General features: G+C 47.8%; 13 protein-coding genes. All 13 read left to right on the top strand.

Translation table 11 applies throughout. The annotated features are described in order from the left end of the window. The first annotated feature begins 2 nt into the window (after positions 1-2). The 13 genes from BLV62_RS10130 (at position 3) to BLV62_RS10070 (ending at position 23,747) form a co-directional block, all read left to right on the top strand. On the top strand, positions 3-410 hold the full coding sequence (locus BLV62_RS10130) for a GPW/gp25 family protein (RefSeq protein ID WP_089761245.1): 408 nt from the start codon (positions 3-5) through the stop codon (positions 408-410). Continuing rightward, a complete protein-coding gene (locus BLV62_RS10125; protein ID WP_089761243.1) occupies positions 410-3,628 on the top strand; it encodes a hypothetical protein in 3,219 nt (1,072 codons plus the stop codon). Before BLV62_RS10130 ends, BLV62_RS10125 begins: the two co-directional genes overlap by 1 nt. 22 nt (positions 3,629-3,650) lie before the next feature. Beyond that, positions 3,651-4,712 (top strand): tail fiber domain-containing protein, encoded by a 1,062-nt coding sequence (locus BLV62_RS10120; protein ID WP_089761241.1) that lies wholly within the window; start codon positions 3,651-3,653, stop codon positions 4,710-4,712. Positions 4,713-4,715: 3 nt separating this feature from the next. Continuing rightward, entirely contained in the window at positions 4,716-4,910 is a 195-nt protein-coding gene (locus BLV62_RS10115; protein ID WP_089761239.1) for a hypothetical protein, read from the top strand. Next, entirely contained in the window at positions 4,907-7,717 is a 2,811-nt protein-coding gene (locus tag BLV62_RS10110; RefSeq protein WP_089761237.1) for a hypothetical protein, read from the top strand. The genes BLV62_RS10115 and BLV62_RS10110 overlap by 4 nt, the downstream gene beginning before the upstream one ends. Further along, complete coding sequence (locus BLV62_RS10105; protein WP_139170062.1) at positions 7,686-9,278, top strand: contractile injection system tape measure protein; 1,593 nt, start codon at positions 7,686-7,688, stop codon at positions 9,276-9,278. Before BLV62_RS10110 ends, BLV62_RS10105 begins: the two co-directional genes overlap by 32 nt. 31 nt (positions 9,279-9,309) lie before the next feature. Next, complete coding sequence (locus BLV62_RS10100) at positions 9,310-11,595, top strand: vWA domain-containing protein (protein ID WP_089761233.1); 2,286 nt, start codon at positions 9,310-9,312, stop codon at positions 11,593-11,595. 2 nt (positions 11,596-11,597) lie between these two features. After that, a complete protein-coding gene (locus BLV62_RS10095; protein ID WP_211117892.1) occupies positions 11,598-15,533 on the top strand; it encodes an eCIS core domain-containing protein in 3,936 nt (1,311 codons plus the stop codon). Positions 15,534-15,551: 18 nt separating this feature from the next. Next, the gene (locus BLV62_RS28540; RefSeq protein ID WP_211117890.1) at positions 15,552-15,896 is read left to right on the top strand and encodes a hypothetical protein; all 345 of its coding nucleotides are present in this window, start codon (positions 15,552-15,554) and stop codon (positions 15,894-15,896) included. A gap of 11 nt (positions 15,897-15,907) precedes the next feature. Beyond that, complete coding sequence (locus BLV62_RS10085; protein WP_089761230.1) at positions 15,908-17,239, top strand: ATP-binding protein; 1,332 nt, start codon at positions 15,908-15,910, stop codon at positions 17,237-17,239. A 278-nt stretch (positions 17,240-17,517) separates the two neighbouring features. Beyond that, positions 17,518-18,432, top strand: a complete 915-nt coding sequence (locus tag BLV62_RS10080) for a sterol desaturase family protein (protein ID WP_089761293.1) — start codon at positions 17,518-17,520, stop codon at positions 18,430-18,432. Between the two features lie 315 nt (positions 18,433-18,747). Continuing rightward, complete coding sequence (locus BLV62_RS10075; protein WP_211117889.1) at positions 18,748-20,517, top strand: DOMON domain-containing protein; 1,770 nt, start codon at positions 18,748-18,750, stop codon at positions 20,515-20,517. Positions 20,518-20,585: 68 nt separating this feature from the next. Then, positions 20,586-23,747 carry a SusC/RagA family TonB-linked outer membrane protein gene (locus tag BLV62_RS10070; RefSeq protein WP_089761228.1) on the top strand — a complete coding sequence of 1,054 codons (3,162 nt, stop codon included), beginning with the start codon at positions 20,586-20,588 and terminating at the stop codon, positions 23,745-23,747. The last annotated feature ends 18 nt before the right edge of the window (positions 23,748-23,765 follow it).

Here is a 23,765-nt window from a genome sequence, read left to right as displayed (position 1 = left end):
CTATGAATACAGATCAATCATTTTTAGGTAACGGATGGAGCTTTCCCATATCGTTTCAACAAACAGGAGATGTAGAGATGGCATCCGAAGAAGCGGATATACGTCAAAGCCTCCAGATCCTGCTTGGCACCAGGCAGGGCGAAAGAGTGATGCAGCCAAGGTATGGCTGCAACCTGGATGTATTGTTGTTTGAGCCGCTTACAACAAGCATGCTCGCATATGTGAAAGACCTTATCCAAACAGCTATCCTTTATTATGAACCGAGGATTGAGCTGAATACTATCAAAATAACACAGGTTGATGAATTAACCGGCCTGTTGCTGATATCCCTGGATTATACCATACTGTCAACTAACTCCAGGTACAACCTTGTTTATCCTTTTTACCTGAATGAAGGAACAATTAAGTAATGGAAGAATTAAAATCAATATACCAGGCGCTTTTGTATTCCGACGGCATCGGGCAATGGGACAGGTTACTGTCGGCCTTGCGTGATGACTATGTGCAGTTGGAAGACCGGGACCCGGACGAATTGCTGCAATTCCTGTACGGGTTATCCAAACAACTGGTGTTTTTCAATAAAGAGGGGTACGATGCGGGTAACTGGACAGGATTGTTTAAAAGCCTGCTGGCCAACACCGTTACCCCGCAACTGGAGCCAATAGAAGTAGTGGCGGAAAGCAGGCGTGAAACACAGGACCTGCCCCCGCAGGTTACACTGCTGCTCACTTTTTTATCTCTCTATAACAAACTAAAAGATCATCTCAACGCTCTGCCATCAGCACATGCAAAGTGGTATTACAGCAAGCTGCTAAAATTTCCTCTGCATGAACCGGTTCCAGACAAGGTGCAGGTGTTATTTGAACTGAATAAGAATGCGGCGCCGCAGTTAATCCGTGCAAACACTTTATTGAATGCAGGAAAAACAGAAGACGGTATATCGCTTGGCTACCTGACGATGAGCGATATAGTGGTGAACCACGCGCAGGCAGTGACAGCCTGCTCACTGTTTCCGGAACGATTCCCTTCCGGGACAAAATATTGGAAGAAGGTATACGATCTTACCAGCCTGCAAGGTAATTTTTTGCCTTTTGGAATACCGCAGGGCAGTACAGAAAACCCCGCCCAGGTAATGGAACCCGCTACAGTGGGATGGGCTGTTGCCTCGCAATTGCTGGAGATGAAAGGAGGTAGACGACAGGTTACCATCACACTAACTTCGGTATCGTATCCTGTGGCGCCGGCATTGGCAGATATATCAGGCATCACGCTGGCACTTACTGGCGAAAAAGGCTGGATCACGCCTCAGATCCTGGCTGCCGAAATGATAGCAGCGCCTTTCAACAGCATACAATTGCGCTGGACATTATTGTTGCTGGAGGGCTCAGGGGCGGTTACAGGATTCAGCAATGCGATCCACACAGGCAATTTTCCAGAAGGAATACCGGTACTCAAAGTGCTGGGCAGTGAAAAGAACGGGATACCGGCCGAGTTGCTGAACTTCCAGCTTGCTGCGGCAACGGTCACTGTTACGGTGAAAGGGTTGAAACAATTGGTAGTGCAGAACGATGAGGGATTGTTGAATCCCAATAGCCCGTTTGCCATTTTCGGCTCCTGGCCTGCCATTGGCTCCAGGTTTTATATTGGATGCAGGGAGTGTTTCAGTAAGAATATCACCCAGGCAACCGTTCATTTGAAATGGCAAAACCCGCCGGTCAATTTTGCGGCATACTATGCAGGGTATTCAATTGTTCCCTGGTTCTCGTATACCGATTTTAAAGTGAATATAGATATGCTGCTTAACGGGACATTCGACGGGCATGAACTGGTGGAAGACGGATTGATGTTCCAGGGCGGCAGCAAAGACCTGGAAGCCAGTATTGAACTGACGGAGAATAAGATCCAGACGGCCAACGGCGCTGTTCCGTTGGCAAGGGATGTGGAAATCCCTGACCTGTCGGGCGGTTACGTGCCAGGCATAGACCGCGGCTTCATTCGCCTGACCCTTTCAGGGCCCACTTATCCCAGCTTTACAGCGTTCGGGCATAATAACTATGCTAATGCACTGGCAGCGGCAACACAGGCTATGATCCAGAATCCTGCGGGGACTCATACTATTCCCCAGGCGCCCTATACTCCGGTGTTGAAAGAAGTATCGCTGGATTATACGGCAACAGATACCGTTTTTCCCGGGGATTCAGACAGGTTTTTCCATATCACTCCATTTGGTATTGAAGAGCAGAAAGAAGCGGGTATATCGCTGTTCCCTTCTTTCCCGGATTATGGTTACCTCTATATAGGGTTCGATAACCTGTTGCCTTTACAGCAGGTGAATACCCTGTTCCATTTTGCGCCTGATGAAGTGCCTCCTTCGGGTACTGATCCATCGGGCTACGCAGACCCGGTTATTAGTTGGAGTTACCTGGCCGGCAATACCTGGCAACGTTTGCGTACCGACCAGGTTGCGTTGGATACGACGGCGGCTTTCAGGCAAACGGGTATTATCGCCCTCCAGACCGGCGACGATGCGAATAATAACGCAGCCGCCATGCCTGGCCGGTTAACCTGGCTACGTGCAGCGCTACAGCAGGGATTGAACCGCATTGCACCGATAGACGGAATTTTCACCCAGGCCGTAGAGGCGGTGCTGGATATTGCATCACTGGAAGAGTTCCCCGATACCCTGGCTGCCCATCTTACCGCCGGTCTGCCACCGGGGGGTATCGCCCAGTTGCCTGCGGGCAGCAATGCGCTGAAAAGAGTAATGCAACCTTATGCGTCTTATGGTGGAAGGCCGGCAGAAAGTGCAGGCAGTTTCATGACGAGGATGTCGGAAAGGTTGAGACACCGGAACCGTGCTATACAGAGTTGGGATATTGAACGTATTGGGCTGGCGGCCTTCCCCGAAATAGCAAAGATAAAATCGCTCAATGCCAGTACTACGGTCAGTCCGGGTATTACTACCGTGGTGATCATCCCAAAAGTGAATATGCACCAGCCTTTAGCCAAACGATTGCAACCTAAAGCTAACGGCTATACGCTGGATAATATCGCCTCAGGTTTGCGCAGCTACCTGCCTGCCTTTGCCGGTATACAGGTGTTGAACCCGGTGTATGAAGAACTGCTGGCAGATTTTATGGTCAAGTTCCTGGCCGGATACGACCCCGCTTATTACCTGGAGCAATTGAATACGGATCTTATCAGGTACATATCGCCCTGGGCATTTGATGAAGCATCCAGGCTGCATTTCGATACTGCGGTTTACAGGTCGGAGATCATTTATTTCATAGAGAACCTGCCGTATGTCGATTATATAACAGACTTCCGGTTATTTCACCTGGAGGCAACGGACAATGGCAGCTCGGCTATTGGTAAAATGAAAATAGGAAAAGACTTCAGCATCAGCAGGAAACCTAATCCTTTTATAGATGTGATGACAATAGGAGATGATTTTTTAGTTGGAACAGACTGGGAAGTGGTGACCCCTTCTTTGCCTGCATCCATACTGGTTTCTGTACCCAGGCATGCAATCACAGTGGTCGACAGCTCCCGTTCCTGCAACAGCGTGATAGCCCTGGGAATAGGAATGATGACAGTGAACATTGATTTTATTATCAGTAAAAGTTGATGTACCCCTAAATACTAATATTATGGAAAAAAACCGGTCAGTATTAAAAGTTTTGTTCCGTGATGGCGCGAGGCCTAACGGGAACGATTTCTCTGACTTATTCGATTCATTTGTTCACCGGTTGGATGATAATTTCAACTTTGCGAATAATCAGACTACCATTGGGAATTTTACGCTGGGTAACTTCTCGGCCACTCCTCAGAATGGCAGCATGCGTTTTAACGGAAGCGTGATCCAGTATTACGTAGGAGGAGCCTGGAAGTCGGTAGGCGGCGATACGCAGGCGTTTACCCCGCTGGCCTCACAATCGCCTACTGTATTGTCTGATATCGCTTATCGCGGAAAGGTAGGCATTAATATAGGTCCGGCGCCTTCAGCCCTGGTAGATAATCTTGAAGTGGGCACCGTCAGCGCTAAAAGTACCATCAGGACCGGTACCGCAGTTATCGGCAACAATGGCGTAGGAACCAGCAAAGCCCTGTTCTTCCATAATTCGCTGAGAGATCCAATAGCTGCGCCCAATGCCGGGAATGTAGACCTGAATTTCGCCATAGGACAGGATAGCGACGGATCAGTGAGCATCAACACAGTCAATGGCAAACCTATTAACCTGTGCAACAACAGTATCCCGTTTGCACAGTTTAAAAACGGGATCATGATGTTAGGCAACACAACGGAAATTCCCGGCCTCACCGTTTCGCCGCCGGGCCCTGTGCTGCTTCACGTACATGGTCATGCCGCCAAAACAACAGGCGCAGGCACCTGGCTGTATACTTCCGACCTGCGGGCAAAAAAAGATATTGCGGCCTTTGACGATGGACTTGAAAAAATAAAAGCGTTGCGTACAGTTAGTTATACTTATAACGGGAAATGCGGAACTACGGCTGGTGAAACCCAAATAGGAGTGGTAGGGCAGGAGGTGGAAGAAATAATGCCGTATATGGTTAAACGTTGTGGGAACCCGGGCTCTGAAGAGTACCCCGAAAATATGATCCTCCTGGATGTAAGCCCGTTGATGTTTGTAATGGTCAACGCCATCAAAGAACTGGATAGTAAAATTGAACAATTGCAACAAAAATCCTGAAAGATGTCTGAACCCCTGCACTTACAAATCACGCCGGAAGAAGCAAGCCTTATCCTGACAGCGTTAAGCAATCTTCCTTATATCCAGGTACACCAGCTTATCCATAATCTGCAGGCGCAGCTCGGCCCGCAGCTGGCCGTACAAACGGTTGGCGCAACGCAGCGTAATGGAACCAATACCAAACAAGTTGTTTCATGATCCCTTTTCTCCAGAAATTAGCGCCGGATAAGAGCAACAGCCGGTATGCCCAGTTGCTGAAAGATGCCATGCAACAGGTGATCAGGCTTTCCGGTAAAGTGTGGACAGACCACAACGAGCATGACCCAGGCATTACCATACTGGAAGCGCTTTGCTATGCAATAACGGAACAGCAGTATTTTACTGACCTGCCGGTTGAAGAACAATTGCAGATATTGAGGAAAGATAACATAGCAACAGACTTTTTCAGCCCTGAAAAGGTATTGTTTAACGCGCCTGTTACCTTGTTGGATTGGAGGAAATGGCTGATAGACAAGGAAAGCATCCTCAATGCCTGGATCACGCCGCGCAAGATATATGCTCCTTCTTTTTTTCTTCAAAATAACAGTTATAACTATACCGCAGGTACGCTTGTAGACCTGCGGGGGATTTATAATATCCTGGTACAATGGGACAGGGATAAAATATTGGGCGAGTTGAACGGCAATATTCTTTCCCTGTCCCGGACCGTTAATTTGCTAAATGGCAGCAGCGCCACTTACTGGGCCGACCTGATCTTTCCTTTCGTTTGGGATACCACAGACAGTGATTTCATCGCCTTCAGAGATGCTATGGCCTTTAATAGTATCACCATTGCAGGCGGTAACCTGGAACCTGATGCTGCCAGCCAGGGCGTCTTTTTTGCCGACCTGGATATTACCTATAACGGTATACAGCATTTAGTGTTAAGCGTTATCCTGCGGGTCAATACCCCCATGTCTACAGACGACGAAAAGGCTGCGGTGCAGGCGGTGTACGAGGCTTACCTGACAGACCTGAACGGGCCGGTTATCCTGTATAATAAAATTATACAGCAATGCAATGTGCTGGCTGCCCAAACCCGGCAGCTGCTGATGGCTAACAGGAACCTGGCAGAGGATTTTGCAGAACTAAGCGCTGTTAACATCCTTGAAATAGGCGTGCAATGCGATATTGAACTGACGCCGGGAGTTGATGTAGTACCGATTTTAGCAGAAATATTTTTTGTGCTGGATGGATTTATCAGCCCAGTTATACTGCCCGAAACGCCGGCAGAAGATGAATTGTACAAAAGCTGGGAGGGACCCGAGCTGCTGCATGGCTACCTCTCAGATACGCAGTTGCAGATGCCTCCCGGTAGAAGCATCTTCCTGTCAGACATCCTGCACATCATGCTGGAAGGGCGGCAACACCAAAGGAATCCTGATATCATTGCCATATTCAACCTGAGCCTGCAGAGCTATATCAATAACAAACTGGCCAGTGAAAGCGCAGAGAATTGCCTGCAATTGCCGGATGATTTCACCTGGAGGCCCAGGCTCAACATATTTAAATCCAGCGTTAATATCCGGCAGCGGGGCGTGACAAGGACCTACAGCATTACAGAGGTCTATAACGCTTACCAGGCGCTGAAGAATACAGTTGTCACCAGTCCGGTCATCTCATTACTTCCTCCCATTACCCCTATAGAAGATATTGCGCCTGTTCAGGCTTATTACCCGGTACAATACGAAATGCCTGCCTGTTATGAACTGCGGTTAGATGAACGTACGCCGGCCAATGCGCAGGCGCGGGGATATTTCTTTTTCTTTGAGCAGGTACTGGCCAACTTCAAATCGCAATGGGAGCATAGCATGCAGTTGCTCTCTGTAAATAATACAGCAGCGGAAACCCGTTTTCCTGCTAACCTGCGCCAACTTTTGCCTTTTTACGATGCGTACCTCGATAGCAATTATGAAACGGCGCTGGCCCCGGCAACAGCAGAAAACCAGGCAAGACGAAGTTTGCTGCTGGATCACCTGCTGGCCAGGATAGGCGAAGATTTCCGTTATTATGCCGCCTGGAACAATCTCTCTCCGGTTGCAGCTAACAGCGCTAAATATAACTTCCTGCAGGCAGCCCCGGTATTGGCGCCCCGAAGATTTCAGGCAGCGGATTATACGATGCCGGTACTCAATACAACCAACGCCCCGGCTATCCTTCAGAAATTTGTTCATTTATTCCAATTGCCGGATAACCTGGTTAAACGCAGATGGAAGAACCCCGCTCCTTTGTTCAGCATCTCCGGCGCCCCGTTTAACATCGCTTATACGGTATACGACGCCGGCAGCAATCCTGCGATGATAAGCCGTAACTACGCTTTTACGTATGAAGCGGAAGATGGTACTACCGACTTCTTTCTGTTCGGGGTAAAAAAGGATAATTACAGGATAATTGAAAATGCGGGTCTTTTTTCTTTTGTGCTGATGGACGATCAGCAACATATACTGGCTTCTTCCATCAATACCTACGCAACAGCGGCATTAGCCACAACGGCAGCCTATAACCTGGCTGGTTATATTATTTCCAACTGGCTGCCTGAAGAGGGAATGCACTTTGTAGAGCCCATCCTGCTGCGCCCCAGGTCTTATGTGAATCCTGCCCTGAAAGATGATTTCCTGGAAATTCCATTGCAACCGGATATGTCTGTAGCCGAAGGCTTCGGAACAGACCTGTATTCCTCTCACCTGTTGGTAGTACTGCCGGGGGCAGGTTCAAGATTTGGCGATCCGGGCTACCGGGAGGTCGCATCGGCAGTCATAAGGAAAGAACTTCCTGCCTGGCTGCAGGTAAGGGTGTTATGGCTGAACATCTTCCTGATGTATGAATTTGAAAATGCCTGGGAAACTTACACTATTGCTTTGAGTACGCCTGCAACACCTGAGGTGAATTTTAATACGGCGAAAAATGACCTGGTAGCTGTTATAAACAAAATTTTTGTCTGGCTTCAAAATAGGGGTGAATACTGAAATGAATTTGCACCAGATATATAAACAGGTAGTGGATCTGTCTCTCAGCGAGGGCAAAGACTTCCATGCGATAGCCGATAGCATCGGGAGCCTGATGGAGGGAACAGGGCGGCAGCAACTTGCTGCAGTGATGGATGACCTGGCCCCATCCTCCGGCCATTGGAGCATCAACAGGCTCGAGATCGACCTGGGCGTGATCAGCCTGGAAGAGTTGCAGACAGAGTTCCCCAGACGAATGGCCAGCCTGCTGGCAGCCAGTTTATCTGGTCTTTTATCAACAGCAGGGCAGGCGCCGGCAGCAGCTATCACCCCAACCTCTATTGCAATATGGAAGGCCTGGTACGACTATCTCCATACTGGGATAATGCCCTGGAACTTCGCAAGTAAATACCCGTCAAATGCCTTGTGGGAGCAGGATCTGTTAGTGGCAATGGAACAGGATGGAACAAGGGATAAAGTAAAAGATCTTGTGAAAGATGCAGTTGGCTCACCGGGTCCGCTAAAGCGTTTGTTACAGGTATTTTCATCATCTTTCATATCAAAACTTATAGCTGCTTTTCAGCTGCTTTCCGGTGTTCAGCGGCAAATACTGGAAGCCTTCAGGGTATTGTTGCTGATAACGGGCAAAGAAGCAGTTTACCAGGCCCGCGTGCTGGAACTGTTATTGGGAGCTGCAGGCAAAGCACCCGCCGAAATACTCTTTTACACGATTACAGGAGAGTTGTTGCATCGCTTTCCGCAAACAGAATGGAAACAGCTCTTACCCTTATGGGATAAACAACTGTTAGCCGAAGGAAAGGAAAATATTCTGCCGACAGATATGCGGGCGTTGATCGCAGTGCTTGATCTTATCAGTTTGCAGCAACGGGGCGGTTATACAGGTTGGCGTCTCTCAGCCGCTATTTCTTCCCGCGAAATTCAATTGCCTTACGCCGCTTTAACGTTGCTGCAGCAACTTGTCCGCCCGCCGCTTGGATCAGGTAAAGACAGCGCTGCGGCTCAGACAGCGCGTTTAACCGTTGATGACATCGCGGTAAAGACAAACCAGCCGGTAGAGGAAATATTTATTCAGAATGCCGGGTTGGTATTGATAGCAGCTTACCTGCCTGCCCTGTTCACAGAACTGGGATATATAAAGGAAGGAGAATTCGCTGATCTGCCAGCCAGGCATAAGGCTGTATTGCTTACTGCATTTATTGCGAACGGAGAACCGCGAAATCCTGACTGGCAATTGTGCCTGCCTAAAATACTCTGCGGCTTGCCTCCAACCGCTGTAATTTCTTCATACCTCGATTTAAAGGAAGAGGAAATGCAGGAAGCAGACAATATGTTGAACGCTGTTATCAGTCATTGGACCATATTGGGAGATACCAGTATTGCGGGGCTTAGAGAAGGTTTCCTGCTAAGGGAAGGAAGACTTTCCAGGAAAGACAACTGGCATTTATTGGTGCAGGCATCAGCGATCGATATACTATTGGAAACCATCCCATGGAGCTTTGGAATAATAGGACATTCATGGATGCCGGAATTGCTGGTCACTGAATGGCCTGGCGCGATTTAAAAACCGATAACCTCAAAAACAACATACGATCATGAAAAAAATTGCCCTTATACTTTTCCTGTCCCTCGGTGCTATTACCGTACGGGCCCAGGTATTGATCCAGAAGCCTGCGAATGTACGGCAAGACGGTAATATATTCTCACTGGTAGTAGTAAGAGGCGCGCCGCCTGTGACGCTTGATTTTGTGTATACCGGCGGTTCGCCGGGAGAACCTGTGGAATGGAAGATCACCCCCATTACCTGCAACTCTGCCCCGCTGAATCCCTGCTCTACTCCCCAGTTGAAAGGAGGTACTGTTAACCAGTTTACTGTGAATACCAGTTCATCATACAGCCTGTTGTGTAAAGTAACGGTGAATGCGGGCGACCCGGATCTTGGCACTATTAAAACCGCGGATACAACTTTACTTGTCACCGTCCGCAACCCCATCGATTATTCCCTGATCCTCGACAAATCCGGCAGTATGAGCACCATTATGGCTAATCCCAATGTTAGCAGGATGGACGCTTTGAAAAAAGGAGTAAGCATCATGGCTACCAAACTGGCCGAATTTGGAACGGAATACGATTCCATAGGAATCCGCTTTTTTGACTATGACAGCGTGCTGCCTGCTTCCCCAACTTTAAAAGGAAGCCTTGTTCCGCTTACAAATACTAACCTCAGTATTATACAATCGACTGTCAATGATACGAACGCCGGCGGCAACACTGCCTTGGGGCATGGCATGAGGGCGGGCCGTAACCAGTTGCTGAATGCACCTGCCGTTAAGGGCCATACCAAGGTAATGTTCGTGTTTTCCGATGGAGAGCAGAACAGCGGTAACCTGGTTAATCCCGCTAACCCCCGGTTCCTTACTACCGGCAACATCGACCTGCGCGGTACTTATCCTACTACAGATACAATTACCACTTATACGGTATGCCTGGGAGTTGTGGGTGACTACCCTCACCTGATGGCGGCAATAGCAGACAGCAACCCTAACAGGTACCTGATCCTGGAAAATTTCGATCCTGAGTTTCCGGCGAAGATTGAAGCAGGGCTCGACGCCATGGTGAACAAGATACTGAAAGGGAACAGCCCCCAGTTCGTAGGTATACGGAACAAGGATTATGCGCAAAGCGGGGCTGATTATGTTTTCAAAGAACAGTTTGTTGTCAATAAAGGCGTGCATAAAGTATTCATATCAATGGTTTCTCAACCGATCGGACGAGACACAATTACCAGCCTGACTTTAAACGGTACCAATGTATTGCCTTATGCGGTTAAACGTTATGGCCAGGGATACAGGACTTTTGTTGTGAACTTTCCTTTGGCTTCGAACCCGGTTTTAACGCCAGACGGAACATGGGAAATTAGCGGGATGGTAAGGGACTATTCAGTACCACCGATCGGGGTTTCTCACGGTGCTGCCCCTGCTGCAGTAAAACCGCACTACTACCTTTCCTTTACAGTAGATGATCACCAGGTGCATTTGGATTATTCTGTAGGCGGTAAATCCTTTACAACCGGTCAAACCCTGCATCCTGCCGTAAAACTGACCCGTAACGGCGCCGTAATAAAAAACGCTACCATCAAAGTTGGCGTATTTGCACCGGGAGTAGATTTCGGAGATTTCATTGCCCGGGCCGGGGGAACTTACGCTGCGCCACAAACGGGCGACCCGGGTTCTCCCGGTCTGCAAAAGTTGCAGGAATTAATGCAGGACACCGCGAATGCAAGTAAGTTCAGGGCAAAAGAAAATGAGATCACACTAGTATATGATCCTGCCACAGAAACGTATAAGGGAGATTTTAACCAGTTGAATGTTTCTGGCGTTTACCAGGTATTGTACAGCGTGATGGCAGAAGACAGTGTAGAAGGTAATATTCAGCGCTTCGAGCAAAACAGCGTAATGGTGACGCATAGCGGCGTTGACCTCTCACAATCCGGCGTTTCTATTTTACAGAATAATGCAGGCCAGACAGTAATTACTTTCAGACCTGCGACCAGCACCGGTATCTTCTGGGGACCAGGATGGGCAGGCGGCATCGGGGTGAATTTCCCCGGAGCGGCAATAGACAGTGTGATCGACCTGGGCGATGGAACTTATAAAGTATTTGTAAAAGGAAAGCTGGAAGGAAGTGGAAGTATTACGATAGGCGGCATCAGCGTTTTCAACGGCAATGCTTCAGCGCTTGGCTGCTACAACAACCAGGCTGGCTGGTGGAGTAAACTGGTTTGCTGGTTACTTTCTTTAGGCCTGCCGGCATGGACGGTTTGGGTAATCCTCTTCATTATTTTACTGCTGCTCTGGTTAATCTTCAGGAAGAAAAAATAATTATGAAAAAAGTTGATTCAAAATCTCCTTTCCAATCAGGACTGCAACGTAGCGTTAGCAGCCGCCCATTCTTTTCGAATGCGGGGAAAGGAGGTTTTGAACAACCCGGCAACATGGCTGTTCCTTTTTTCAGCCAGCCTCCTGTTCAGGCAAAGCTGAAAGTGCACCCGTCGGACGATGTGTTCGAGAAAGAAGCGGACGCCATGGCCGACAAAGTAGTACAGGGAAAGCAGGCGACTGCCGAAAGTGGGGAAGAAAGCAATGGTGTACAAGCGTTCCGCAATATCCAACGGCAACGGGCATTTGAAAGTCCAACTGTTTTGGAACAGAACCATGCTGCTGCAGCCCCTGAAAATGTTAACCTGCAAAGGAAGGCAGAAGGAGACGCCACAGAAGCGCCGCCGCGCCTCGAATCCCAGCTGGCCGCCTCTCAAGGCGGCGGTACGCCGATGGGAGAAGAAACCCGCAGCCAAATGGAAGGAGCGTTCGGCCAGGATTTCAGCGATGTGAAGATCCATACAGGACCCGATGCCGCCGCCATGAACAATGCCATAGACGCAAGAGCGTTTACGCATGGCAACGATATTTATTTCAATGAAGGAGAATATCAACCTGCTACAGCAAAAGGAGAACATCTGCTGGCCCATGAATTAACCCATACCATCCAACAGAACGGGGGAGTGGCAAAAAAGAAAGCTATCCAGAAAGCCGGCGAGGGAGGAGGGCCTAAAAGCCGGGACAAAGGAGTGGCATCCATCGAAAACGGTACGAAAATAATTACCTACCCGGGAACCGATAAAAAGCTGGAGCTGACCTCTTCAACCCTTAAAGGCCTTGGCCTTTCTATGCCGCAGGGAAAAGAACCCCGGCAGAGCTATTACAATGGTAAAGAATTAAAGTATGTTTTAAAGAAAGCTGAAGAAGAACAGCAGGGCGGAACAGCCGCCGAACCTGAAGAATCCAAACAGGTAAGTAACTGGAAAAAGGAAGTTAAAGTAGAAGTAGATAAGAAAGCCGATGAAGTACTGGCCAAAGCAACACCGGATAGCAGCGGCGTTTATTTCTTCCGCCTGAATGAACAGGCCGACTATCATATTATCGGTACGGCCGATGCCATTAAGGCGCAACTATATATCCCATATTGGAACGTTGGCGGGAAAAGAACGCCGCACCACGTGGATCATATTGTTGAGAAACAACTTGGCGGGGTAGACGACCATACCAACTACGAATTGCTGGATGCAGTGGTAAATACTTCCTGCGGTTCTTCTATCCGTATTGAGAGGAATAAGCGCATAGCCGGCGCCATGAGCGAATTTAACAGCGTGAACGAAAATTCGCCGGGCTTCTTTCCTGACCTGCCTAACCTCGATGCCCCGGCGACCGAGATAACCGTCTTCTTTAAAATTGACGACTGGAAACTGCAGACAAAAGGTACTTTCAGCAACCGGTGGGACCTTGGCCAGATAAAGAACGGGGAACATATCAATAAGATAGGCGAGATGAACGATGCGGAGAAGAAGGCCCTTGGCGGAAGCGAGAAAGAGGTAACCCTGTATGTCAGCGCGCGCCTGGGAACGCCTATGAAGAAAGCCTATGATGCGCTGAAGGGAGAGGTGAAAGACTTTTACCCCGGGCTGGATTATGTGAGTTCAGATCTCCAGGCCATTCAGAATACAGAGAATAACGGCAACATCACGTTCCGGTTAAACAAGGACCTTAGCAAGCGGATACAATCGCCCGACATTACATTACAACTAATAAAGCTTCCGAATCGTAAGAACACCTACTATATAAAAACTACCAGGGCCTTTACCCGCAGCCGTTTTAAAGGTATGAGCCCTGTTACGGTCAACGAATTTTATATCGATGAGAAGAATGGCCTGGTAGTAACAGGCACCATCGAACCGGATATAGACCTGCTGAAAGGGGCCTACCTCGATTTCCTGATCAGTAAAGGAGATCTGCAATTCACGGTTGTTATACCGATGGGCGTGATCGTGAAGAATTTCCCTAAACTGTTCAATGTTACGAACGCGTTCCTGATGATCAGCTACTCTACCAAAAAAGACCAGATAGACCTCTCCGGTATGATCAGGTTCAGGGTGGATAAACTGGGTGAAGGCGAGATCACCGCAGGTACGGACGGTAAAGCATTTAAACTGACAGGTAAATTTATTTTCGACAAATCCAAGTTCGACGGAGAATTGCGGGTCGGCTATCATAGCGAGAAGGGATGGTCGTTCGGCGGTACAGCCAGGATTGGAGCCGGTAAAGTAAAGGGAGTGAAAGACGCCGTGGTGAACTTCGATTATGCGGAAGGCGTGATCATTGTAACGGGTACGGCTAACCTCACAGTGCCCGGCCTGAAAACCTTGAAGATCAGCGCCAATATTGGTAAAGACGGCGACTTTGTGATCGTAGCGGAAGCAACGTTGGGAGAAGTGACCGGGTTGAAGGGAGGAAACGTTACTGTTACAATCGCCTCCAAAAAAGGAGAAGACCTGAGCTTTGCTGTGAAAGGAAATGCAGTGCCGGACTTCCCTGGCGTACCGGGTTTGGGAGCAAATGTAACCTTCTCTTACGACAAAGGAATATTGGATGTAAGAGCGGTTGTGGACTACAACAAAGGAAGGTTCATTGGAAAACTGGAACTTGGATTAACTAACAGGGGAGTAGATGAAAAAGGACAACTGACCGGAGAACCGCAGGACGGAAAGGTCTTGGTATTTGGCTACGGCGAGCTGACAGTCGAAATCTTCAAAGGCGTCAAAGGTACTATCAAAGCGCGTTTCACCCCTGATAAGAAACTGCTTGTGGCCGGCGAAATTGGTGTGAACAATATCCAGCCGTTTGGTCCGGGTGTCAATTTCCATCATAAGCTCTTTGATTTTCCTTCTATCAAAATACCGCTGGTAGGCATTCCTGGCGTAAGTATATTCTTTGAGATCAGCGGTGGCGCACATTTCAACTTTAACTGGGAGCCATTGGTGTTGCAGGAACTGACCATCGGATTCAGGGAAATTGATATTAATGAAATTGACAGCGCCCAGGTAGATATCAAAGGCAAGATTGGTTCTAAAGCATTGGCGGAAGCGTATATGGAGATTAAGGCCTCCCTTGGCGCCCAGGTACTGGTAGCGACTATTAAAGGCTCTCTTGGCGGCCAGGCAGGTATCGGAGTAGAAGGAGAAGTGGGCGGGGAAATGACCGCTACCTGGAACCACGAAAAAGGCTTGCAGTTAAAAGAAATACTGGCTTACATCACCGTTAACCCGAAAGCGATTTTCAGGCTTACTGGCAGCGTAAGCGTTGATTTGGATCTCTGGCTGACAACCATTAACCTGTACTACAAGGAATGGGTGCTGGCAGAAGGCGACGCCGATCTGAGCGGGTTAAGTCTTAAAGTGGGCGTACCAATTAAGTTCGACGAAAATGGAAATCTCATACCGCCCGACGATTTTAGTAAGCTGAATGTAGAACAGCCTAATTTCTCAGGAGAGCAGGGCCGGGCAGCGCTGGACGGCGGTATTAACGGCGATGCCAAAAATGAAAGAAAGCTGGCTAAAGATAAACTAAGGGCCGACATATCACGGGATATGAAGGCTTCTGTTAACGATGATGAATTTTCTCCATCCGAATACGCTAAGAGCCTGCAAAAGAAATATGCAGATGACCCGGAAATGCAAACCTTTATACTGGATTCCGTTAACGAAGAGGTTAAGATCCAGGAGTATGAAGAGTTTGAAAATCTAAAGGCCGAACTGAGAAAATCGGATGACCCGTTGGAGAAAAAGGTTGCAAGAATAATGGTGTTCAGGATGTTCAGGCACCAGGTATCGCCTGGCGATATAGATGGCTTCACTGCTGAACTCTATGCCCTGGAACAACAGAAGAAGGCGCAACCGGCCGCACCGCAGGCATCCGGAAATAGTTAATCACATAATACCGGTAATATGAGATCAAAAAGTATCCGTAAGAAAAAACGCCCCGCCATCCAGAAAAAGGGCCCCTTCTTCGATAAGGGCGCGAAAGAACCGTTCTTTGGCGGTTTACAACGTGCTGAAGCTGGTAAAAAAGAAGAAGATAAACCTGTACAGAAAGCTGATAAAAAAGAAGAGGAAAAACCTGTACAAAAGGCTGATAAAAAGGAGGAGGAGAAACCTGTACAAAAGGCCGATAAGAAGGAAGAAGAGAAACCTGTACAAAAGGCCGATAAGAAGGAAGAAGAGAAACCCGTGCAGAAAAAAGTTCTTCCGCCATCCGCTTCGAATATGGATAGCGCATCAGGTAAATCATAATTTTTTTATTTATGCAGATACAGGATAGTAACTGGGAATACTATTTCCAGGCATTGTCTGGCCTTCTGAATGCCCGTATCAGCCAGGCCCTCCATAACAAAGCAGGCGATCCGATATTGGTACTGCCATCCCTCGACCATGCCAGCGGGCCCCTGGCCGACTATGTGCGGAAGCACCAACTTACTTTAGCTGATCACTACTGGTTGCTGATAGCGCTATGTCCGCATATCAGGCCCGGATATTTCGATGAGGTGATCCAGGAAGCATTGGGGCAACCGGGCGATTTTCCGCCTATCGGCGGCCTGAGAGGCCGGCAGTTCAGGGGATTTCTGCCAACTGCCGAAACAGGTTTATTCCTGATAGTGGGAGAGAATTGGAAAGAACGGCATCTCTTATTCCATAAAACTTTTCATCCTAACCATTTCTTCGCAGAAAAACGGGTGCTTACCCTGGAAACTCCGCCTGAAGGAGAACCCCTCATCAGTGGTAAACTGATCCTCACGCAGGCAATGATCACGTTCTTCACAACCGGGGAAGAATACCTGCCCGTTTATAGTTCGCAGTTCCCGGCCGGTGAGCTTAAAACAAAATTAACCTGGAACGATGTTGTATTGAATCCTCAAACCGGTCATCAGCTTTCTGAATTAAGGGCCTGGCATTTTCATAACCGGGTATTGACCGAGAATATGGGTATGGGCAACAAGGTCACCCCGGGATACAGGGCCTTGTTCTATGGTCCTCCGGGTACCGGTAAGACTGTATCTACCGCCATTTTAGGGAAGGAGTTCGGACAAACAGTTTTCAGGATAGACCTTTCTAACCTCGTTTCCAAATACATCGGGGAAACGGAAAAGAACCTGAGCAGGTTGTTTGAAGAAGCCACCAACAGGAACTGGATACTCTTTTTCGACGAAGCGGATGCCCTTTTCGGGAAACGGACGCAGGTAAAGGATGCACACGACAGGTACGCTAACCAGGAGGTATCGTACCTGATGCAAAGAATAGAGACTTTTGATGGCCTGATAATTTTAGCCAGCAACCTCAAAGGAAATATGGATGATGCTTTTGTAAGAAGGTTCCAGTCAGTGATCCATTTTCCGTATCCAACTCCTGAAGAACAGTTAAGAATATGGGAGAAGGCATTCCCCGAAAAGCTGGCGCCCTGCCCCAGCATCGATTTGCAATTCATTGCTCAGCGCTATAAGCTGTCCGGAGCCAATATTGTTAACATCGCGCATTACTGCTGCCTCACTGCCATGGCAGGAAAAGAAGATAAAATAAACGCGCATTTACTCGAGCGTGGCATCCTCCGGGAACTTTCCAAAGAAGGCAAAGCATATTAAAATTCAATTAAAGTTTAATCATAGGTTCGTATAAATAATAAAAAGTCGTCAAGCGTCTTGTTACTTCCTGACAATTAATGTAATTTCGGCCCCGACTTTAGAGAATGTGGGAATTGCTGCCTTAATCATCATTCATACCATGCTTCAGTACCATTTTATGCTGAATTCTGGGTTATGAACCAGTTACCTCAAAACGGCGAGCTATGAATACACTGTAATTCTTGGAGTCATGTTTTTGTTTGGTTATAGGAGTAAATATTCCTGGAAACACGTTACCTATGATGACGGAGAAACACTTAAGTGATGCCATTTTTTACCTGTTTGGGCTGATCGTTGTATTAAGCCTGCTGGAATCTTATTTCAGCTATAAACAGGATAAAAAGCTTTATGAAACCAAAGATACGCTCACTACTATTTACCTGATGGGCGTAAACTTTTTGGTGAACCTCGTTATGAAAACAGGAACTTTCCTGTTCCTCGATTACTGCTACCAGCATTACAGCATGGTACGCATTACCAACGTTTTCTGGTATTGGACGGTATTGGTCCTGCTGCAGGATTTCCTTTACTGGTTGCTTCATACCACCGGTCACTTTGTTCGTGTTTTCTGGGCCGTACATGTTACACACCATTCTTCCGAACATTTTAACCTTACCACTGGCTTCCGTTCCAGCGTGTTTGAACCCATGTATCGCCTGTTCTTCTTTGTGCCGCTGGCACTGCTGGGCTTCAGCGCCATCGATATCCTGTTTGCCTATTACGTTACCCAGATATACGGGAACCTGGTACATACGCAAACCATCGGGAAACTGCACCCCGTCATCGAATATATTTTTGTGACGCCTTCTCATCACCGGGTGCATCATGCCAGCAACGCAAGGTATCTTGATAAAAATATGGGTATGCTGCTGATCATCTGGGACAGGATGTTCGGAACTTTCCAGGAAGAATTGCCGGAAGATGAGGTACGATATGGGCTGGTAAAAGAAGTAGAAGACCGTGGACCGGTAAATATCATCTTCCATGAATTTATTGCATTGGGTAAAGACATGAAAAAAACGCCTTCCATCATCGATAAAATAAGATATCTTTTTAATCCGCCCGGCTGGAGTCATGACGGTAATTCCCTTACCAGCAAAGATCTTCAAAAACAGTTGCTGGAAGAAGAGAATGGGATATATGTAAAATCTTAAAACATTGACCGGGTAAAAATAATTACCCGGTTTTTTATTGCCTTTACCAATAGTCGTTCACGTTAGCCCCTTCAAACACTAATCTCATTTCCTTTCTTAACATATTGATTTTCCCCGTTTAATCTCTTCTTCTATACAGATCAGGATAGTACAGGATAGTGCATGACAGTACAGGATGGTTCATGATAGAGCAGGATAGTACATGATAGGGCAGGTTGCCGGCGCTGAATTATATAGCTAATATTGAATTGTGCTTAACAGCCAGGCAGTGCACAGTGAATCAAGTCAGAGGGTCAACCAGAACAGAATTCCACTATGAATAAAAACGCGATGCGGGGAGTATGTAGCAGCATCTTATTACTATTGGCTGCTTCAACTTTTGCTCAACAACCGCTTATTAACTACAGCGCTGGTTTGCCAGCCACTGATGCAATCGGCAGGAAGTTGCCAACATACCAGGAAGTTGGAAAAGAGAAGAAAGACAAATTTGTAGGTATGTTTTATTGGACCTGGCATTATGAGCAAAGCAAAAATCTGCTGCCTCATAATACAACAGCATTCCTGGAAAAACATCCGGATGCCCTATACGATTTTAATCATCCTGCGTGGCCCAAGGGCATTATGAATTTCTGGAATGAGCCGCTTTTCGGCTACTACACGAACATGGATAAGTGGGTAGTATGGAAACATGCTGAAATGCTGTCTGATGCCGGTGTGGATATGATCATGTTCGATTGTACGAACGGCGACCTGGTTTGGAAGTCGGCCTATCAGAACCTTTGCGAAGTATTCACGGAAGCGAGAAAGAATGGGATGCGTACGCCGCAGATCGCGTTTATGATGGCTTTCGGCGCAACGCCCGGATCAAAGAGCGCTATCAACCAGGTGTATAACGACTTGTATAAACCTGGTAAATACAAAGATCTATGGTTTATGTGGAAGGGAAAACCATTGATCATGGCCTATCCGGAAAATATCACAGATCCTGAGATCCGTAACTTTTTCACCTTCCGCCCGGGCCAGCCTGTTTATAACAAAGGACCGCAACGGAATGACCATTGGGGATGGCTGGAAATTTACCCGCAGCACGGTTTTGCAAAGAACGACGACGGCAGCTTCGAACAAATGACGGTGGGCGTTTCGCAAAACTGGACGAAGGCAAATGGTCTGAATCCCATGAATGCAAGGGGAGCATTCGGACGCAGTTATACAGATAAGAACGGTCACGACAGGCGCCCGGACGCATACCAGTATGGACTTAATTTCCAGGAACAATGGGATCATGCGCTTAAGCAAAATGTACAACTGGTTTTTGTAACAGGTTGGAATGAATGGATAGCAGGCAGGTACGATGTATGGTGCGGACAGCCAAACGCTTTCCCGGACGAATTCGATACGGAGAACAGCAGGGATATTGAGCCCATGAAAGGAGGACATAACGATAACTATTACTATCAGCTGGTAGCCAACATCCGCAGGTTTAAGGGGATGCCTGCACCAGGGAAAGCATCTCCCGAAAAAACAATAAAGATCGATGGCGAATTTGCCGAATGGCAAAACGTAACGCCGCTTTTCAAAGCGCACAAAGGAAGCACCCTGCACAGGGATGCTGATGGATTTAAAGGAACACACTACACCAACACAACAGGCAGGAACGATATTGTAGCAGCAAGAACGGCCAGGGATAAGGATTATGTATACTTCTACGTAGAAACAGCAGCGCCGCTCACGCCCTCGTCTGATCCGGCATGGATGCGTTTATTCATTGACGTAGATCGCGAGAAAAGTACCGGATGGGAAGGTTACGACCTGGTCGTTAACCGCGTTACTCCTAATGGCAAAGCATTTTTAGAACGTTCCATCAATGGCTGGAACTGGCAAAAAGTTGCAGAAGTAGAATTTAAGTACAACAGTAACCAGTTAGAACTTCGTATTCCACGTATTTACCTGGATGCAGCAGGTAGAGGACTGAATTTTGAATTTAAATGGTCGGACAACATGCAGGAAGAGGGAAATATCATTGATTTCCTTGTCAACGGAGACGTAGCGCCGGCAGGCCGTTTCAATTATCTCTACCAGGAATAGCACGTCAATCTTTAACCAATTTTATCATACCAAAATTCGCGTCAGCAGAAGTCTTAAAAGACCACGATATGAAAAAACACAACAATCGTCGTTGGGTGACGGTGTGTCTGCTCCTATTCGGAATAGTCAGCTCACTAACATCCCTGGCCCAGAACAAGATCAAAGTATCAGGAACCGTCCTGGATTCGGCAGGTTCTTCGCCGATCCCGGGGGTAACCGTACAACTGCAGGGCACCAACACTGCCACACAAACAAATCCCGATGGTAAATTTACTCTCGATGCCGATCCGCGTGGCGTACTTATTTTCAGCTTTATTGGATACAACAAACAGTTGGTATCCATCAATAACAAAACCAGCTTCCTGGTAAGATTAGTCTCTTCCGATCAGAAGCTGAACGAAGTGGTGGTAATGGCATACGGTCAGCAGAAAAAAGTTTCGGTTACCGGCGCTGTTGCTTCCGTAGGCGGGCAGGAACTGCGGCAAAGCAGCTCGGCCAGCTTAACTTCCGCTCTCGCAGGGCGTTTGCCCGGCCTGGCTGCCGTGCAGTCGAGCGGGCAACCAGGGCGTGACGATGCCTCCCTTTATTTAAGAGGCGTGAGCACTACCAACGGCCAGAGTCCTCTCATCCTCATCGACGGCGTACCCCGCGATAACCTCCGTACCCTGGATGCGAGCGAAGTAGCTTCCGTAACAGTACTGAAAGACGCTTCCGCTACAGCAGTGTTCGGGGTAAGAGGCGCCAATGGCGTAATCCTGGTAACTACTAAAAGAGGTACCCCCGGTAAAACAGAATTAAATCTAAGCGTGGATCAGAGCATGTCGGCCTTCACTACTGAACCCGGCCGCCTGCATTCTGTAGAGTACCTGGAACTGCGCAACCAGGCATCTGCCAACGATGGCCTGCCTTTACCTTTCTCCGAAGAAATTATTGATAAATACAGGAATCCCTTAGCAGGGCTGGATCCTAACGATCCTGACTACGAACGGAAGAAAAAAGTAAGGGAGTATATCTATCCCGACCACGATTATTTCCGCGAACTGGTAGCCCGTTTTTCTCCTCAGACCAGGGTGAACCTGAATATGACAGGAGGCACAGAACGCGCCAGCTACTTTGCAAACGTGGCTTACCTGCACCAGGGCGGCAATATCAAAACCGAACCTAAATCACAACTCGGCTACGATCCTTCTTTCAAAATGGATCGCTTTAACTTCCGCGCCAACCTGGATTATAAAGTAACCAACACGCTGAAAGCATTTCTCAAAATCGCCAGTTATATAGAGAAAGTGAATATGCCTTCTGCCAATACTTATCCGGGTTCGTCCACAGACTGGATGATGAACGATATCATGTACCAGGCCCGTTCTATCCTGCCTATCACTCCTGGCCCAACTACCATTGATGGCTACGGTGTAAAACCTGGCATGGTAGTGCACCCGCCGTATCTCGACCGTGGCGCCTTTGAAGTGACCAACAGGCAGGGATTCAGGAATGAGCTCCGCTCCAACCTGAACAGCACCTTCGGGATGGAATGGGATCTGAGCCAGGCGGTAACAAAAGGTCTGAGCATGAAAGGAATGATCTCTTACGATTCCCGCTCTACCTCCGCGATGCAGGGCAGCAAATACGAACCGCTTTACATCGCCAACGTAAATTATGAAACCGACGAACTTTCTTACAGCGTAAAGAAACAGAGCGACGACAGGTTGTCTATTGTAAAAGGAGTAGACTCCCGTTATAACATTAACCTCCAGGCCAGTATCAACTATAACCGCACTTTCGGCAAACATGCCATCGGCGGAATGTTCCTGGGGCAGCGCGACTACTGGGAATCTACCGGCGGTGAAATCCCTTTCAACGTGATAGGCGTTGCAGGAAGGGCTACCTATGGTTATGATAATCGCTATTTTGCCGAATTCAATATGGGATACAACGGGTCTGAACAGTTTGCGCCTTCCAGGCGTTTCGGTTTCTTCCCCGCTGTATCGGTTGGTTACGTGATCACCAACGAAAGATTCCTGAAAGGAAACAACTACCTCACTAACCTGAAACTCAGAGCTTCGTATGGTAAGGTGGGTAACGATAAAATGGGATCTACCCGTTTCCTCTACCAGTCGAACATCACTACTACAACCAGCGGAGGCCCGCTGGGCAGCCTGGGCGGCGTTGTAAACCAGGGACTGCTGGGGAACCCGGATATTACCTGGGAAACTTCTGTTAAACAAAACTATGGTATAGACCTGGAGCTCTTCAAAAGCCTCACAGTGAACTTCGACTACTACTTTGAGAACAGGTCAGATATCCTCATCTCACGTGGTATGGTGCCTATTATCCAGGGTGTGCCGCTGGGAAATATCCCGAAAGTGAATATGGGAAAGGTGGATAACCAGGGGTATGAACTGGTAGTAGCTTACCGTAAAGACCTGGCCAAAGACCTGTACCTGAATGTAAGCATCAACTATGCCCGCAATAATAACGTAGTGAAATACTTTGATGAAGCCATCAGCGGGCTCGAATACGCTTACCGCTACCGCACCACCGGTTTCAGGCTGGGACAGAATTTCGGGTATAAGATCGACTATAGTAACGGTAACGGCTACTTTAATTCACAGAAAGAACTGGACGAATACCTGGCGCATACTACTTACGGATTTGGAAAACCGAGAGTGGGAGATTTTAAATATATCGATTTGAATGGCGATGGAGTAGTAGATAACAAAGACATGGCGCCTATCAAGTATTCCGGTATACCCGGTACTGTTTACGGCGGCAACCTGAATATTGGTTACAAAGGTTGGGAGCTGACAATATTCCTGCAGGGAGTTGGCCGTTTCTCTGGTCAGTATGGCGACCAGGGAGTATACGAAACAACCACTTTAGGTACCTATTTCGATTATCATAAAAATGCATGGACGGCAGAAAGATATGCGAAAGGAGAAAAGATCACTTATCCTGCATTGAGCACAGTTGCCAATACCAACCAGGTGCCGAACGATTTCTTCATACAGGATAGGTCCTATGTTCGTTTAAGAACCCTGGAACTGGCTTATAACCTGCCACAGCGCTGGCTGAAGCCTATCAGGATGAAGGCGACGCGTTTGTATATCGGCGCCCAGAATCCTTTCACCTGGAGCAAGTTGCACACTACTCACCTGGATCCTGAAAATGGAGGTCCTTTGGGTTACACTATCACCAAAACGTATAACCTGGGTCTGAATACCACTTTCTAATTCCATCAACCACATATG

The sequence above is a fragment of the Chitinophaga terrae (ex Kim and Jung 2007) genome, assembly GCF_900107795.1.
GTDB classification, from domain to species: domain Bacteria; phylum Bacteroidota; class Bacteroidia; order Chitinophagales; family Chitinophagaceae; genus Chitinophaga; species Chitinophaga terrae.
Note: the sequence above shows the minus strand (reverse complement) of the source record. Positions and strands in the feature narration are given on the sequence as shown.

Bases quoted from the DNA above. Each gene is read 5' to 3' on its own strand.
- BLV62_RS10130 (WP_089761245.1), top strand. From the start codon at position 3: ATGAATACAGATCAATCATTTTTAGGTAACGGATGGAGCTTTCCCATA.
- BLV62_RS10125 (WP_089761243.1), top strand. From the start codon at position 410: ATGGAAGAATTAAAATCAATATACCAGGCGCTTTTGTATTCCGACGGC.
- BLV62_RS10120 (WP_089761241.1), top strand. From the start codon at position 3,651: ATGGAAAAAAACCGGTCAGTATTAAAAGTTTTGTTCCGTGATGGCGCG.
- BLV62_RS10115 (WP_089761239.1), top strand. From the start codon at position 4,716: ATGTCTGAACCCCTGCACTTACAAATCACGCCGGAAGAAGCAAGCCTT.
- BLV62_RS10110 (WP_089761237.1), top strand. From the start codon at position 4,907: ATGATCCCTTTTCTCCAGAAATTAGCGCCGGATAAGAGCAACAGCCGG.
- BLV62_RS10100 (WP_089761233.1), top strand. From the start codon at position 9,310: ATGAAAAAAATTGCCCTTATACTTTTCCTGTCCCTCGGTGCTATTACC.
- BLV62_RS10095 (WP_211117892.1), top strand. From the start codon at position 11,598: ATGAAAAAAGTTGATTCAAAATCTCCTTTCCAATCAGGACTGCAACGT.
- BLV62_RS28540 (WP_211117890.1), top strand. From the start codon at position 15,552: ATGAGATCAAAAAGTATCCGTAAGAAAAAACGCCCCGCCATCCAGAAA.
- BLV62_RS10085 (WP_089761230.1), top strand. From the start codon at position 15,908: ATGCAGATACAGGATAGTAACTGGGAATACTATTTCCAGGCATTGTCT.
- BLV62_RS10080 (WP_089761293.1), top strand. From the start codon at position 17,518: ATGATGACGGAGAAACACTTAAGTGATGCCATTTTTTACCTGTTTGGG.
- BLV62_RS10075 (WP_211117889.1), top strand. From the start codon at position 18,748: ATGAATAAAAACGCGATGCGGGGAGTATGTAGCAGCATCTTATTACTA.
- BLV62_RS10070 (WP_089761228.1), top strand. From the start codon at position 20,586: ATGAAAAAACACAACAATCGTCGTTGGGTGACGGTGTGTCTGCTCCTA.